The organism is Blautia sp. MSK18_10 (assembly GCF_020553185.1).
In the GTDB taxonomy this organism is placed as follows: Bacteria; Bacillota; Clostridia; order Lachnospirales; family Lachnospiraceae; genus Blautia_A; species Blautia_A wexlerae.
On the sequence record NZ_JAJCGT010000022.1, the window covers coordinates 1 to 13,055 of the forward strand.

The following is a 13,055-nucleotide window of genomic DNA, read 5'->3' on the forward strand; positions in this document are numbered from 1 at the left end:
ATAAAACTGCGCCACAGCCTTGGCAGGCCATCGCGCAGCGATTTTGTTCAATCGGAATTTGTAAAGGAGGACAAGTTAATGATAAAAAAAATAGCCATTGTACCCTATGTAACTAATGGGAGAAATTCACAGGTTGGACATGATGGACATTTTAATATTTTTAAAAAAAAGAGAAGTACTGTATTAAAAGAAAATTTACAGTCTGTAATTAAAGCAAAAAATTGGGAAGCGGAAGTAATTGTTGATGTCAATCATGGAGATTTACAATCGCTGAAACGAGAAGGAGTAAACTTGTTTTTAATTCCAGAAGATGTTGCTAGGTATATAGACTACAGCAGTGTTAGTAAGGATGAGTGTTTTAAATTAACACATGATGAATATGAAAGCGGAAATATAGATAGAGTAGTGAAATACATAGAAGAAAATTGAAACATAATCTCTTAGAGGAGCTTATCAAATTCCAGTTTATAGAATAAAATTGAAGCTGGTTATAATAAAAGAAGCTGTAAAAATTCACGTTGAATTTTACAGCTTTTTGTGTATAATAGAAGTAGAAGAAACAATTTGAAATCAAAGGAAGGAGCTGAAAGAATATGGCAAATATTTTACCAGTATCTGATTTGAGAAATTATAACGAAGTCCTGAAGAACTGTCACAAAGGAGAACCAGTATATCTGACCAAGAATGGCAGAGGACGTTTCGTTGTCATGGATATTGAAGATTATGAGCGTGACCGGGCAGAGAAAAAGCTTCTGATGAAGCTGCAGGAAGCCGAAGAAGCAGTGAAAGACGGAGAAGGCTGGCTGGATTTGGATGAATTAAAAGCACTTGTGGGGGAATAAGATGTTAAAATTGCGGATCAATCCGATTGTTGCAAAGGATTTGAAAAATATCCGAGATTACATTGCTGAGGATAATGAAGAATATGCTGCAAAGACGATAAAAGAGATTTATGGTAAATTTGAAAATCTTCAGATGTTTCCGGGAATGGGGTCGGATTTATCCAAACGGGTCAGCTTTCGGACAGATTATAAATATGCGATATGGGAAGATTATGTAATTATCTACAAGATTGGTAATGAATATGTAGAGATTTATCGTGTAGTTAACCGATATCAGGATATTACGAGAATCTTTGATTGATAACAGAGATGTGATAACAATTTGATAACACTGTTCAGTACAGCCTATGGATTTAGGACAGTTGAACACATATAAAACCAAATAGAACCATAATACCAATACTAAAAAATATAGTGACAAGATTTTATTTGCGAGTTTGAGTAGCGGACTAAATTGCGAAAAAGCCCATAAATAAAGGTTTTGCGGGCTGTCTGGATGTTCCGGTGGAGTGCAAATGGAGTTAAAAAATCTTTTTTTTCTTTGTTTTCTTTCCGGAGTTATCTGAGATTTTCGCAAAAGTAACTATGCTCAGAAAATATAATTAGTGTGAATATGAAGAACAGTTTGTTTTGATGGAAATATTTTCCGTCAGGGCAGACTGTTTTTTTATACCCTTTTTCAATGATATTAACTCCATGGTTCAGCGATAACACATATGGAAACTGTAAAATTAAAATAATTTGCTAAATTTCGGAAAATGATGTCCGATTTTACATCTGCCAGTACAGAGTATATGAAGAGATAAATATTCAAAATATAGGAGGTACTGATTATGCAGAACAAATTATTTTTAAAGGCAGCCGATATATGTGAACTTCTGGAGGTAAAACAGACATCGGCTTATGAGATCATTGGCAATCTGAATAAGGAGCTGGAAGAACAGGGATATTTGACGCTTAGAGGAAAAGTTCCGACAAAGTATTTTGTGAAGCGTTTCTACGGAGTAGAAGATACTTGTGAGATTCCACAGGAAGAGGGAAAGGCTTTTTTTAAGCGGTAGAAGTGGATTAGATTATAATGATAGTAAAACAGCATGGCGGCGTCCTCCCGTGGGCCGCCATGCCTTTAACTGCTGGGAATGACAGAAAGAAAGCAGCGGCCTTGATTTCCCAAAACCGCCACCAGTGAATATAAATTAAGCGTGAAAATGGGTCTGCCCAGCAGCGGTTTTTTTCTTTTCTGCCGCTGGGCAGATGTTTTTTCTTTAGATACATGATAAGAGGAATTTTTGAAGATTCCATAAAGATTTGAAAAATGGACGGACATAAAAGACGTCCATTACACTATCGGAAAATCAGCAAGGAAGTTTCATAGTAACCTTTGCGCCGCCGGTTTCTTTTGAATTTTCTAAAATAAGCTGACCATTATGTTGTTCCATAATCGAATTTGTAATATATAGACCCATACCAAAGTGTAACTTTGAATTGCGGCTTTGATCGCCCATATAGAACCGTTCCTGTGCGTGGCATAATGCCTCTTTAGAAAACCCCGTTCCCTCGTCTGTGACTGAAATTTCCACGAAACCGTTGTTACTCTGAACATCCACATAAAGCGTTCCGCCTTGCGGGGAGTAGTCCAGCCCATTACTGATAACATTCATAATAGCACGTTCTATCAGCACCCTATCAAATTTCAGCATTTGAGGGAGTGAAACAGTATTCATTTGCAGCCGGATTTCTTTTGTCCGGCATAGTGATTCCATATAACCGAACAAGTGCTGCATGAACGCTGGCAAGTCTATACTTTCAATATGGAGCTGATAACCAACCGCCGCCCGTGATATGTCAATCAGGGTTTGAATATATGACTGCATCTGGCCGGAGCTTTCCACGACGTAACCAGCGTATAATCGTTGCTCATCATCAAGATTTGTTTCTGTGAGTAAATCAGCATTTCCTTGAATAACCGTCAGAGGCGTTTTCAAATCATGGGCAAGCGCGGCGATTTGCTCTTTCTGTGTCTGTTCGGTTTTCCATTGCCGTTCTAACGAAATTTTCAGATTATCTTTCATATCTGAAAAAGATGCAAGGACATCTTCAAACTCTTTGATTTTGGCGTGTCCTACTTCAAAATCAAGGTTTTGCTTTGAAACCTCCGCAGTTGCTTCAAAAAGCGGGGTCAGTTGTGTACGCAGGTTCTTAGCAAATCTGGCGGTCAGTATGATAATGACCAGCAGCGAATTTACAGCCATCAGGATAAACGCAAGCGTGTCAGGAGATGGAAAATATTCCGGTAGCCATGACACTGTAAATTGAGAACCAATATAATACCTTAAAACGCAAAATTCGTTTTCCCGGACAACAAGTGCAAACTGCCTCCCCGTAGCATATTCAATATATTCTCCCTTTGCGTACAGCAGGGCAATTTCTTTTTCATCATCGTCCATATTGCTGTAAAGCTCATTAAAGTTCTTGTCCAGAATTAAGTAGCCGCATCCCTGTGGAATCACAACCTTTGTAATATCCGGGGCAATCGTCAGCGTTGGAATGATCTCTTTTACCTGCAATTCACTTAGATTTGCTCTTGTAGCTAATCCAGCATTTACAGCAAGTCCCTCCAAACCAAAAGGGACAATAATTGCCGCTACCAGCATGACAATGAGGGAGATAGCAAACTGGCGAAACAATATTTTCAATGTAGGTTTCTTTTTCACTCCCATTTATATCCTATCCCCCATACGGTGCTGATCGGACTTATTTTGAAATGCTCCAATTTCGCACGAATATTTTTTATATGCGTTGAGATCGTAGAGTTATCGCCTATTCCATCAAACCCGAAAACGGCTTCATAGATTTGTTCTTTTGCAAAAACCTGTCCCCGGTTTTTCGCAAGGTATTCACAGATTGAATACTCGCTTTTGGTAAGGGGAACCGGCTGTTCTGAAACATACAGTACCTTTGCGGAAAGGTCAAATCTTATATCAGGCTCAAATGAAAGTGTGCTGTGATGCTCCCTTTTTTCTCTGCGTAAATGTGCCGCGACACGGGCGCGAAGCTCCTGAATACGAAAAGGTTTCGTAATATAATCATCCGCACCGATGCCCAATCCAAACAATATATCTTCCTCTAATGTCTTTGCGGTCAGAAAGAGAATCGGGCAGTCTACCATATTCCTGATCTGTTTGCAAAACTCAAACCCGTCTGTGCCAGGCATCATCACATCCAAAAGAATGAGGTCATAGAAATGCAGCTTTTTGATGTCTACATCATCCGCATTTTGACAGACTGTTATCAAATATCCATCTTTCCCCAAACTGTTCTTAATCAATTCCAAGATAGAAACTTCATCGTCAACTACAAGTAAGTGGGTCAAAAAATCACCTCCCGCCCCATTATACCACATTGTCGAGGTTACTCATCATTATTTTTAATGTCAGCTTTCCGATATTCATTGTTGATATTTACAGCTACGGCATTGCTTATATCCACATCCACAATACTGTAAACGTAGCCGAAACTGAAATCTTCCCCCGCCACATTTTTGAAGCGTTTCGATACCTGCCCGATTTCTTCTTGCAGTTCTGACATTTCAAGACATTCATCCGTTATGGTATATGTCAGGCCGTTATATGAAATTTCATCATAGTTTGCGGCGTTCAGCTCATAATACGGCAGAGATTCATTTAACGCCTTATTTTTATCGGCGGTATCGCGGAGCGCACCGCAGGCCGATAAGCATATAAGACTTACAAGCACAATTACCACGGCAAACAGGCACTTTTTATTCACTGTTTTTACCTCCCTCCCAACCATGAAACCAAACCAAACTGGCAATCAGCAGACAAACAGTGCAGCATACAGAAATAATCATACCGCTGAAAAAATCAGTTTTTACCTGTGCATACAGTTGGGGGCTATCCCATGCAAGCACAGTGTAATCCATAGCACGAACGCCCCAGGCCCAGGGAATATATTTCCATGTAGCGTCACCAAGCCCTGTTATCATAAGGGCAGCTATTAAACTCCCTGCAATTCCCAATCCCATAGATGCACCTTTTCCGAAGCTCATTCCCACAAACAAATGAATCAGGTAAATGGGAAGCATGGTAATCAACAATAGAATCCCTGCTTTCAGGTAAAGGCTTGCCGGAGCATCCCTATATAGTGCAGCGAATGTTCCTAACGCTAAAAATGTTGCGCCAAAAGCACAGATCATCAGAAAACCAAGTTTACCAATATACGTTGCCATGCGAGATGGGATTGTTCCCAACAAAAGCTGATAATGCCCGGCCTGATTTTCGATCTGAACAACCAGGCCCACAATAATGCCGATCAGAAACGGGAACGCAACGGCCAGCACTTCCAGATAGGCACTGATTTTGGTTGCCAGTTCCCATCTGGATATATGATAGTAACCCGCAAAAATCGCCGCACATATAATCGGAATCATGCTGTGCATATAGAGCAAAATGCTATGTTTACACTTCTGATATTCTGCTTTCCAGCAGCGAACCACAGATACCATAGTTACCCCACCTCCTTTTTCTCAAACCATCTTGCAGTTAAAAATGACAGCGCCGCAAACCAGGCCAGCGAAATGACCAATACAAGTATAATCATCCAAAATGCCATTGCCGTACTCTGATCTGCAACCGGCTCACCATTAGGCAAAATACCTAACACGGAAATCATAAGATGCGGCACCCAGCTATACGGGCAGATCATCCACAAAGAGGTTGTAGCCGTGAAAATCCCTAAAACGCTTCCAAGTCCGGCATTAAGAATAACCGTGACAAAGATACCAACTTTTTTTGATAACCATAAGCACAGCGGAACTTCCCATAGGCTTGCAATGACAATACAAGCTGTTCCGGCCGCAGCCTGCCAAATTCCGATTGTCAGGGGAATTTCGTTGATAACTAATATTGCAAAACCGCCCAACAGATTTAGCGCCAGGAAAATGAAATTCCCCACACAGGAGTAAATACCAGCCACTCCAATTTTTGCTTTCCAGACTTTGTTCTGCGAAACAGGCAATGAAGCAACGGCACGATATTTTAGTTTGCCATTATCCCGCTGTTCAATCAAGGCACAGGTGAGCGTAAGGAATCCAGGATAAAGCAGTATATACCACCAATTATAAGAATTGAGCTGGAACCAAAGAGGGGCAAAAAAGTTCATAAGCGCAGTTACAAACGGGGCCAGAACGATCAGCGTTTTTGTGAAAGTTCTCTTATGCTTTAGGTTCTCTGCCTGAATATATGCCATCTCCATTTAATATCCCTCCTTACCATTTCTGCGAATAACATCCATAAAGAGTTGTTCCAAATCTTCACCGGCGCGAAGCTCTCCCTCATATCCAAGGACGCCGCCAGCAATGATACCCACATGATCTGCAATCTGCTGGACTTCTGACAGAATATGGCTGGACAAAATAACTGTAATCCCTTTGCAGGGAAAAGAGCGAATTAACTCTCGAAGTTCCTCAATCCCTAAAGGGTCAAGGCCGTTAGTCGGTTCATCCAGAATCAAAAGCTGGGGACTGTTCAGCAATGCAATAGCAATACCAAGCCGCTGCTTCATACCAAGAGAAAACTGCCCGGCCCGTTTCTTGCCGGTATTCGTGAGCTGGACAATTTGCAATACCTCGTTAATTCGTGCATCGTCCAGGCCGAGCAATGTAGTTCTGACTTTGAGATTTTCGTATGCAGTCAGATTTTCGTAAAGCGGGGGCATCTCAATCAAAGCACCGATATGCTCCAGATCATTCCGCTTCCACGGGTGGCCGTCAAACTCGATGCTTCCCGATGTGGGGCGCAAAATGCCGGTGAGCATTTTTAAGATCGTGGATTTGCCAGCCCCATTCGGCCCCAGCAGACCATAAACCGAGTTGCGCCGGATGTTCAGTGACACATTGTTTACCGCCATTTGCCCCTTGAAATTTTTGCAGAGGTCAGTCGTTTTCAAAATCATATCCATATAATCAAGTCCTTTCTTTGATTTTACGGATAGCATACCGGGCAATTTTGAAGATTTCATAAAGATTCCCGAAAACAGAATATGAACAATACACCGTAACCGTGGAGCATATCGCAACAAAGCACCAACCTACGCATTTAGGGCCTTAAAAAGCCCTATATTTCAAGGTTTTTCCCGCATAGTCGGCGGGGTATGTGAGTGTTTTATCCTATCCCCGCCATAGTGCCGCTCTAAATGCGTAGAATTTACCAGCAGAAAATCGCCGGTTTCTCTGGCTCCATACTCCCAGATATGGTATCATGGAAAAAATCAATCTGACGGGGGTATCAGGATGGACGGACAAGAAAAGCTGCTGGACTATGAAACAATCAAAGCCGCCGTTGCCGGTGAGAAGTGGGCCACAGAAAAGGTGCTGGCCCACTATGCGGACTACATCGACGAGCTTTCCACGGTGGAGATCAGGCAGCCGGGCGGCAAAGTGAAAAAAGTCATTGACGAGGATATGCGGCAGCACATTTCCTTAAAGCTGCTGGAAGCGTTGCCGAGCTTCCCGCTGGAACAAGAATAACGATCAAGAGGGCTGCACCCTCTTACGCCGCTTTGCGGCTATCACCTGCACACCCCCGAAACAGATACACCCGCTGCGCGTCTGTACCTGTTTCGGGGGCTAATAATGACTGTAACCTACGCCTTTCGGGGCTGATAACCGCCAGTTTCAAGGCTTCTCCCGCACGTTTGCAGAGGTGGGCGAATACTTTATCCTATCCTCGTCAATACTGGGTTCTAAATGCGTAGGAACAGGCAAAAAGAAAAGACGCCGGACGCAAGCGGCCACATGGCCGCCGCGCCCGGCGTCTGCTGTTATTTATTCGTTCTCGTCTGTGAAATAGAATTTCTGGCTGTCATAGTCAGAATCCGTCATACGTTTCAGCTTGGAAAGGGTCTGCTGGGCCAGCGTCCACATATCCCCGTCCATACCCGGCATGGCTGCGGTGATCTTGCCTATCGTCCTGCGTCGGTCTGCGTTGTGGTACATACAGTTAAAATGTTGTTACCGGAAGCTGGCACGTTGGAACGGGCAGCGACTTACCGGGACAAAAAAATCAAACCGCTGTTTCTTCAGATAAAAAATAAGGTTGGGGCAATGGCTGCACAGGTTAAAGAACTTACAAAAGAGGTGGAAAATTGGAAGAGCAAATATCAAAAGCTGAAACAAAAATATAACGGTATTCAGAAGGAGTTGGATGATATGCGTAAAGAAAATCATAAATTATCAGAAGAAAAGAATATAATGCAAGGCGTTTCTGATAGGTATGATCGTGTTGTGCGTGTTCTGGGAATAGAGACGGTAGATGCGGCAGTACAGCAGGATATTCGCAATGAGAAAGCTCTGGAAGAAAAGCAGCGGATGGAACAAATGCCGAAGGGAAGTATTCATGAAAGATTAGCCTGGGGAATAAAAAAGAGTGAGATGGAGAATCAGCAGCGTAAGAAAAATAAATCAAAAAATAGAGAAATGGAGAGATAAAATCATGGAAAAACACATTTATGATGAAAAGAATGGATTAAGCTATACCCTGTGTGGAAATTATTATTTGCCGGATCTGGTATTGAATGAAGAAGAACCGACATATGGAAAATATGGAATGTTACGGAAACAGTTTTTGAAAGAACATAGACCAATACGGTATCAAAACTTGTTATTATCTGGCAAGCTGACAGCACATCTGAATCAGATTGACCAGGAAGCAACAGAGCAGGTAGAAGTGTTAATGAAACAGATGGTAGAAAAACAGGGTGTAAATGAAAACTTAAAGAGGCAGGATCAGATGAGGTGGGTTAGATTGATGAATAATGTCAAAGCCAGCGCGGAAGAAATTGTGATGAGAGAAATAATTTATGTGTAAGAATAGATGGTAAAGACATGAGATAAAAATTAATTAGAAGTTAAAAAAACAGAATGATAATTAAACAAAGGCTCAATTGTAAACATGAACTAGTAACGATATAATTATAGCGAGAACAGGAGGTGAGAACAATGCGTATTGGTGAACAGATAAAAAACTATAGAAAAACTGTGGGATTAACACAAGAACAGGTGGCAAATTATCTGGGAGTGTCAACTCCTGCGGTAAATAAATGGGAAAAGGGAAATACATATCCGGATATCTCATTACTTCCAGCTTTGGCACGATTATTGAAAATTGATATGAATGAATTGTTTTCGTTTCGTGAAGAATTGACCGAAAAAGAGATTGGACTATTTGTGAATGAACTTTCGGAAGTTTCATTGGACAGCTTTACAAAGGCTTTCGAGATGGCATCTCGTAAAATACAGGAGTATCCTCATTGCGACTTATTAATTTATAAGATCGCAACTGTTCTGAACGCATCTTTGACTTTGTCAGATCTTAATGACGAAGAACGAATGGAATATAATACAGCTATCATTGAGTGGCTGGAACGAACAGCAGATAGTCAGGACGAAAGAGTGAGAAATTCAAGTGTTTTTATACTTGCAACGAAATATGTCCAAATGGAGAAATATGAAGAAGCAAATGTCCTTTTGAAAAAAATTCCTGATACTGTAATTGATGCAACGATTATGAAAACAAGTGTACTAGCGCATCAGGAAGGAACAGATACTGCTGCGTTATTCTTGGAGGGAAAATTGCTACAGGCAGTTATCAATGTCCAAAGCTACTTGTATAAGTTAATAGAAATGGAAGAAGAGACAGGAAATCATGATAAAGCAGAGAAAATTGCTGAGATTACAGATCAAATGATATCACTGTTTGGACTATGGAATTACGGCAACACAGTGCCATATCTGCTGATTGCTGGATATCGAAAAAACGTAGAAAAATGTGTTCAATTAATTAAGCAATTATTAAGCGAATCACAGAAGCCTTGGAATATGACACAATCTCCTTTGTATTACAGGTATGAAGATACTGCACAGGGAAAAGCCTTTTCGGGAATTGGAAAAAATTTTGTTCGTGAATTGTATTCGGAAATTGAAAATAAGAAAGAGTATGAATTCTTGAGAGGGAATAAGGAACTCGAATCAATTTTTGAGGAACATTTAAAATAAGTTGTAAAAATATATAGAGATAGAAAAGCTGTAAAAATCTACGTTGAATTTTACAGCTTTTTGTGTATAATAAAAGTAACAGAAACAATATGAATATGGACTGCATAGTAGGTTGTGCTCATGAGCGAGAAGCGAATGCGAATGTCCGCTTTATCAAGGAAAGGAGCTGAAAAAATATGGCAAATATTTTACCAGTGTCTGATTTGAGAAATTATAATGAAGTTCTGAAGAACTGTCATAAAGGAGAACCAGTATATCTGACAAAGAATGGCAGAGGACGTTTTGTAGTTATGGATATTGAAGACTATGAGCGTGATCGTGCAGAGAAAAAGCTTCTCCTGAAGCTGCAGGAAGCTGAAGAAGCAGTGAAAGATGGCGAAGGTTGGCTGGATCTGGACGAACTGAAAGCACTTGTGGGGGAATAAGATGTTAAAATTGCGGATCAATCCGATTGTTGCAAAGGATTTGAAAAACATCCGAGATTATATTGCTGAAGATAACGAAGAATATGCAGCAAAGACCATAAAGGAAATTTACGGTAAATTTGAAAACCTTCAGATGTTTCCTGGAATGGGGTCAGATCTTTCAAAACGAGTCAGCTTTCGGACGGACTATAAATATGCGATATGGGAAGATTATGTGATTATCTACAAGATAGGAAAAGAGTATGTAGAGATTTATCGTGTGATTAATAGGTATCAGGACATTACAAGGATTTTTGAGTAAGATTTATAATACTTAAAAAGCCGGTGCATGAGGAAGCATAATTATGGATAAAGTAATAATTTGGGTTAATGAAAACAAGGAATGGTTTTTTAGCGGTATTGGAGTAACTATTGTAACATTGATATTTGCAGCAATAAGAAAAGTATTTTGTAAGAAAAAGCAAGAAAAAAAGCAGACAAGGATAGAGCAAGTTAATTATGGTACAAAAAGTACTCAAATAGGAATTCAAAATAACTATTATACGAAGGAGAAAAGCGGTGAGTGATGAAACAAAAATAATACAAAAAGCAGCACTGGGATCTGATACAACACAGATTGGGGAACAAAATAATTATTATGGTATGACAGCAGAAGAAGCGAGTAATTTAGCTATAAAATTGTTTATGGATAATTTTCCTAGACTGCAAGAAGAAGCCAAGAAGATTGCTAAAGAGCGAGCAGAAGAATTGTGTAAAAATATAGTAGATAAACTAAAAAAACAAGGGAAAACAAATTTCTCTGAATTTTCAGATCCTGATATTCAATATATTTTAAATAAGTCACATCAGGAATATGCACGATTTGGAACTCAAACATTACATGATTTGTTAAGTGATCTTATTGTTAACAGAATAAATTATGATAATGACTACTATATGAAAATCCTTTTAGATGAAGCTGTAGAAATTGTAAAATCACTATCAGAAGTTCATTTAAATTATCTTTCGCTAATATTTTTATGTAAAGAAATAAGGATGAATTCTATTAATTCTATTGATTTACTTAAAGAACATTGTGAATATATTTGCTCAAAAATGCCAATTACAAATGGGATAGAGAGCAGTGTCCCCTTTTTATATATGCTTAGATTATTAACTATTTCTTTAGGAAATGCAGACGAGGTGTATGCGAAAAGATACAATTTGGATATAGGCAAGGTTAAAGAAATACTACCATTAGCAATGAATAGTATTCCAGGGGATTATAGTTTAACCCCAGTAGGAATTATAATTGCAATTATAAATATACATAATAAAACAAATCTAAATTTAGACTTTAAAATATGGATAAAATCTGTTTAAAGAAATATTGAAAAATTGTCTTAGGAAAATGATAACATATATTTGATAACAAAATGATAACACCGTTCAGTACAGCCTATGGATTTAGGACAGTAGGACACATATAAAACCAAACAGAACCATAATACCAATACTAAAAAGTATAGTGTCAAGATTTTATTTGCGAGTTTGAATAGTTGATATTTTTTGGCACTCCTCTTTGGCACTTTTTTGATAATCTTCTTTGTAAGAATCAGAAAATCCGAGCCATACGGAGCACCCGAGAAAACATCAAAAAAGACACAAAAACATAGAGAAAAAAATTAGAAGCCTTGCATCAGAGACCATCCTGATGCAGGGCTTTTTCAGTCCTGAAAGAAGAGAAAAAAAGAAACCTTAAAGAAATCCACATCTGGAGAAAATGCAGTAAATAAGCTGTTTCCAGCCGTTCTGAGAGAAAAGTTACAAAAGAATCTTATCAAAAGTATGCCTGAAAAGAACCTGGTGTTGTATGCATCGCCGGGAGAAAAAGGCAGAAAGAAAAAAGTAAAAATAGTGCAGTATCCCGGAAGAGCAGGAAAGGGAAGTTTTTACAAGTGAGTTTGCTAAAAAAATGCAAAGTGGGTGTGCGAAGGGACGTGGAGAAAAAGGAAAAAGCCGTTTTTGGGATTCTGGTTCTGGGAAAAGATTGGCGTAAAATCAACGTTTTTCAGGCTTTTGGGGATTCCGGAATGCGGTTTTGGGAAAAGAAACGATGTGATAATCCTGATTTTGGGAGGATAATGTCAGATTTGGGAACATTTCTGGGAAAGGAAGACAGCATAATTGAATTTCAATGCAATGTGATGCTGTCCGGTCTGGAAGCCGGGGAATACAGCTCGGATTTTGTCTGTGAGAAACAGAATGGTGATTTGATGGTCAGGGAGTGTGTGGAACGAAGATTCTTAAAGAAGCCAATGACTGTGAAGTTACTGGATGCATCAAGGGAGTACTGGACAAGAATTAAAAAATTGTTGATGATGTTTTTATGAGAACACGCTTTATATATAATTTAGAGATTGAAAAAATCAATTTCAGATTGAAATAAATCGGATTTGATAATATAATGAAAAGAAATGATAAATAGTTGTAATGATACGAAAGGGATAATAATGGCAATCAGATACAACAAATTATGGAAGAAATTAATAGATGAAAATATGATGAAAGTTGACCTTAGAGATCAGGCAGGAATTACAACAAACGCACTGGCGAAACTAGGGAAGAATGAACATGTAAGTACACAAGTTTTGGAAAAAGTATGTAAAGTATTGCATTGCGAGATACAGGATATCATGGAATTTGTTCCAGACGAGGAAAGGGAAGAAAAGTAAT

At 39.3% G+C, this 13,055-nt stretch carries 21 protein-coding genes; 14 read left to right on the forward strand and 7 right to left on the reverse strand.

The window, feature by feature from the left end; all coding sequences use genetic code 11:
• The 4 genes from LI074_RS10110 to LI074_RS10125 all read left to right on the forward strand — a co-directional run.
• Positions 1 to 429 (forward strand): hypothetical protein (locus LI074_RS10110; protein ID WP_243868780.1); only part of this gene is annotated, 429 nt, incomplete at its 5' end.
• 164 nt (positions 430 to 593) lie between these two features.
• Complete coding sequence (locus LI074_RS10115; RefSeq protein ID WP_005333597.1) at positions 594 to 842, forward strand: type II toxin-antitoxin system prevent-host-death family antitoxin; 249 nt, start codon at positions 594 to 596, stop codon at positions 840 to 842.
• A gap of 1 nt (position 843) precedes the next feature.
• Positions 844 to 1,143, forward strand: coding sequence for a type II toxin-antitoxin system RelE/ParE family toxin (locus LI074_RS10120; protein ID WP_055306317.1), 300 nt, complete (start codon positions 844 to 846; stop codon positions 1,141 to 1,143).
• 532 nt (positions 1,144 to 1,675) lie between these two features.
• Entirely contained in the window at positions 1,676 to 1,903 is a 228-nt protein-coding gene (locus tag LI074_RS10125; protein WP_118614326.1) for a DNA-binding protein, read from the forward strand.
• A 294-nt stretch (positions 1,904 to 2,197) separates the two neighbouring features.
• Here the strand turns inward: LI074_RS10125 and LI074_RS10130 are convergent, their stop codons facing one another.
• From LI074_RS10130 to LI074_RS10155, 6 genes are read right to left on the reverse strand one after another with little or no spacing between them, the layout of a single operon-like run.
• Positions 2,198 to 3,562 carry a sensor histidine kinase gene (locus tag LI074_RS10130; RefSeq protein WP_055059697.1) on the reverse strand — a complete coding sequence of 455 codons (1,365 nt, stop codon included), beginning with the start codon at positions 3,560 to 3,562 and terminating at the stop codon, positions 2,198 to 2,200.
• Positions 3,553 to 4,215, reverse strand: coding sequence for a response regulator transcription factor (locus LI074_RS10135; protein WP_172679304.1), 663 nt, complete (start codon positions 4,213 to 4,215; stop codon positions 3,553 to 3,555). The genes LI074_RS10130 and LI074_RS10135 overlap by 10 nt, the downstream gene beginning before the upstream one ends.
• 38 nt (positions 4,216 to 4,253) lie before the next feature.
• Positions 4,254 to 4,631, reverse strand: a complete 378-nt coding sequence (locus LI074_RS10140) for a NisI/SpaI family lantibiotic immunity lipoprotein (RefSeq protein WP_025580194.1) — start codon at positions 4,629 to 4,631, stop codon at positions 4,254 to 4,256.
• A complete protein-coding gene (locus LI074_RS10145; RefSeq protein ID WP_025580193.1) occupies positions 4,624 to 5,367 on the reverse strand; it encodes a lantibiotic immunity ABC transporter MutG family permease subunit in 744 nt (247 codons plus the stop codon). The genes LI074_RS10140 and LI074_RS10145 overlap by 8 nt, the downstream gene beginning before the upstream one ends.
• Before the next feature lie 2 nt (positions 5,368 to 5,369).
• On the reverse strand, positions 5,370 to 6,116 hold the full coding sequence (locus tag LI074_RS10150) for a lantibiotic immunity ABC transporter MutE/EpiE family permease subunit (RefSeq protein ID WP_008705323.1): 747 nt from the start codon (positions 6,114 to 6,116) through the stop codon (positions 5,370 to 5,372).
• On the reverse strand, positions 6,117 to 6,821 hold the full coding sequence (locus LI074_RS10155; protein ID WP_025580190.1) for a lantibiotic protection ABC transporter ATP-binding protein: 705 nt from the start codon (positions 6,819 to 6,821) through the stop codon (positions 6,117 to 6,119). It lies immediately after the preceding gene.
• 331 nt (positions 6,822 to 7,152) lie between these two features.
• On the opposite strand from LI074_RS10155, the gene LI074_RS10160 reads away from it, so the two are divergent.
• Positions 7,153 to 7,389 carry a helix-turn-helix domain-containing protein gene (locus tag LI074_RS10160; protein ID WP_118064609.1) on the forward strand — a complete coding sequence of 79 codons (237 nt, stop codon included), beginning with the start codon at positions 7,153 to 7,155 and terminating at the stop codon, positions 7,387 to 7,389.
• Between the two features lie 297 nt (positions 7,390 to 7,686).
• Here the strand turns inward: LI074_RS10160 and LI074_RS10165 are convergent, their stop codons facing one another.
• Positions 7,687 to 7,857 carry a transposon-transfer assisting family protein gene (locus LI074_RS10165; protein WP_081703285.1) on the reverse strand — a complete coding sequence of 57 codons (171 nt, stop codon included), beginning with the start codon at positions 7,855 to 7,857 and terminating at the stop codon, positions 7,687 to 7,689.
• A gap of 33 nt (positions 7,858 to 7,890) precedes the next feature.
• On the opposite strand from LI074_RS10165, the gene LI074_RS10170 reads away from it, so the two are divergent.
• The 9 genes from LI074_RS10170 (at position 7,891) to LI074_RS10210 (ending at position 13,054) form a co-directional block, all read left to right on the forward strand.
• Positions 7,891 to 8,349: a hypothetical protein gene (locus tag LI074_RS10170; protein WP_242833642.1), complete on the forward strand. Its 459-nt coding sequence runs from the start codon at positions 7,891 to 7,893 to the stop codon at positions 8,347 to 8,349.
• Between the two features lie 4 nt (positions 8,350 to 8,353).
• On the forward strand, positions 8,354 to 8,728 hold the full coding sequence (locus LI074_RS10175) for a TnpV protein (protein WP_025580185.1): 375 nt from the start codon (positions 8,354 to 8,356) through the stop codon (positions 8,726 to 8,728).
• Positions 8,729 to 8,859: 131 nt separating this feature from the next.
• A complete protein-coding gene (locus LI074_RS10180; RefSeq protein ID WP_173697954.1) occupies positions 8,860 to 9,915 on the forward strand; it encodes a helix-turn-helix domain-containing protein in 1,056 nt (351 codons plus the stop codon).
• Positions 9,916 to 10,091: 176 nt separating this feature from the next.
• Entirely contained in the window at positions 10,092 to 10,340 is a 249-nt protein-coding gene (locus LI074_RS10185; protein WP_021905858.1) for a type II toxin-antitoxin system prevent-host-death family antitoxin, read from the forward strand.
• Between the two features lies 1 nt (position 10,341).
• Positions 10,342 to 10,641 (forward strand): type II toxin-antitoxin system RelE/ParE family toxin, encoded by a 300-nt coding sequence (locus LI074_RS10190; RefSeq protein WP_025581298.1) that lies wholly within the window; start codon positions 10,342 to 10,344, stop codon positions 10,639 to 10,641.
• 43 nt (positions 10,642 to 10,684) lie between these two features.
• Entirely contained in the window at positions 10,685 to 10,906 is a 222-nt protein-coding gene (locus tag LI074_RS10195; protein WP_025581299.1) for a hypothetical protein, read from the forward strand.
• Positions 10,899 to 11,702 (forward strand): LPO_1073/Vpar_1526 family protein, encoded by an 804-nt coding sequence (locus LI074_RS10200; protein WP_025581300.1) that lies wholly within the window; start codon positions 10,899 to 10,901, stop codon positions 11,700 to 11,702. The genes LI074_RS10195 and LI074_RS10200 overlap by 8 nt, the downstream gene beginning before the upstream one ends.
• Before the next feature lie 575 nt (positions 11,703 to 12,277).
• Positions 12,278 to 12,712 carry a hypothetical protein gene (locus LI074_RS10205; protein WP_025581301.1) on the forward strand — a complete coding sequence of 145 codons (435 nt, stop codon included), beginning with the start codon at positions 12,278 to 12,280 and terminating at the stop codon, positions 12,710 to 12,712.
• A gap of 120 nt (positions 12,713 to 12,832) precedes the next feature.
• Positions 12,833 to 13,054, forward strand: a complete 222-nt coding sequence (locus LI074_RS10210) for a helix-turn-helix domain-containing protein (RefSeq protein ID WP_015525478.1) — start codon at positions 12,833 to 12,835, stop codon at positions 13,052 to 13,054.
• The last annotated feature ends 1 nt before the right edge of the window (position 13,055 follow it).

What these genes read in the sequence shown, in the direction of transcription:
- LI074_RS10115 (WP_005333597.1), top strand. Translation starts at nt 594, where the DNA reads ATGGCAAATATTTTACCAGTATCTGATTTGAGAAATTATAACGAAGTC.
- LI074_RS10120 (WP_055306317.1), top strand. Translation starts at nt 844, where the DNA reads ATGTTAAAATTGCGGATCAATCCGATTGTTGCAAAGGATTTGAAAAAT.
- LI074_RS10125 (WP_118614326.1), top strand. Translation starts at nt 1,676, where the DNA reads ATGCAGAACAAATTATTTTTAAAGGCAGCCGATATATGTGAACTTCTG.
- LI074_RS10130 (WP_055059697.1), bottom strand. Translation starts at nt 3,562, where the DNA reads ATGGGAGTGAAAAAGAAACCTACATTGAAAATATTGTTTCGCCAGTTT.
- LI074_RS10145 (WP_025580193.1), bottom strand. Translation starts at nt 5,367, where the DNA reads ATGGTATCTGTGGTTCGCTGCTGGAAAGCAGAATATCAGAAGTGTAAA.
- LI074_RS10150 (WP_008705323.1), bottom strand. Translation starts at nt 6,116, where the DNA reads ATGGAGATGGCATATATTCAGGCAGAGAACCTAAAGCATAAGAGAACT.
- LI074_RS10155 (WP_025580190.1), bottom strand. Translation starts at nt 6,821, where the DNA reads ATGGATATGATTTTGAAAACGACTGACCTCTGCAAAAATTTCAAGGGG.
- LI074_RS10160 (WP_118064609.1), top strand. Translation starts at nt 7,153, where the DNA reads ATGGACGGACAAGAAAAGCTGCTGGACTATGAAACAATCAAAGCCGCC.
- LI074_RS10165 (WP_081703285.1), bottom strand. Translation starts at nt 7,857, where the DNA reads ATGTACCACAACGCAGACCGACGCAGGACGATAGGCAAGATCACCGCA.
- LI074_RS10175 (WP_025580185.1), top strand. Translation starts at nt 8,354, where the DNA reads ATGGAAAAACACATTTATGATGAAAAGAATGGATTAAGCTATACCCTG.
- LI074_RS10180 (WP_173697954.1), top strand. Translation starts at nt 8,860, where the DNA reads ATGCGTATTGGTGAACAGATAAAAAACTATAGAAAAACTGTGGGATTA.
- LI074_RS10185 (WP_021905858.1), top strand. Translation starts at nt 10,092, where the DNA reads ATGGCAAATATTTTACCAGTGTCTGATTTGAGAAATTATAATGAAGTT.
- LI074_RS10190 (WP_025581298.1), top strand. Translation starts at nt 10,342, where the DNA reads ATGTTAAAATTGCGGATCAATCCGATTGTTGCAAAGGATTTGAAAAAC.
- LI074_RS10195 (WP_025581299.1), top strand. Translation starts at nt 10,685, where the DNA reads ATGGATAAAGTAATAATTTGGGTTAATGAAAACAAGGAATGGTTTTTT.
- LI074_RS10210 (WP_015525478.1), top strand. Translation starts at nt 12,833, where the DNA reads ATGGCAATCAGATACAACAAATTATGGAAGAAATTAATAGATGAAAAT.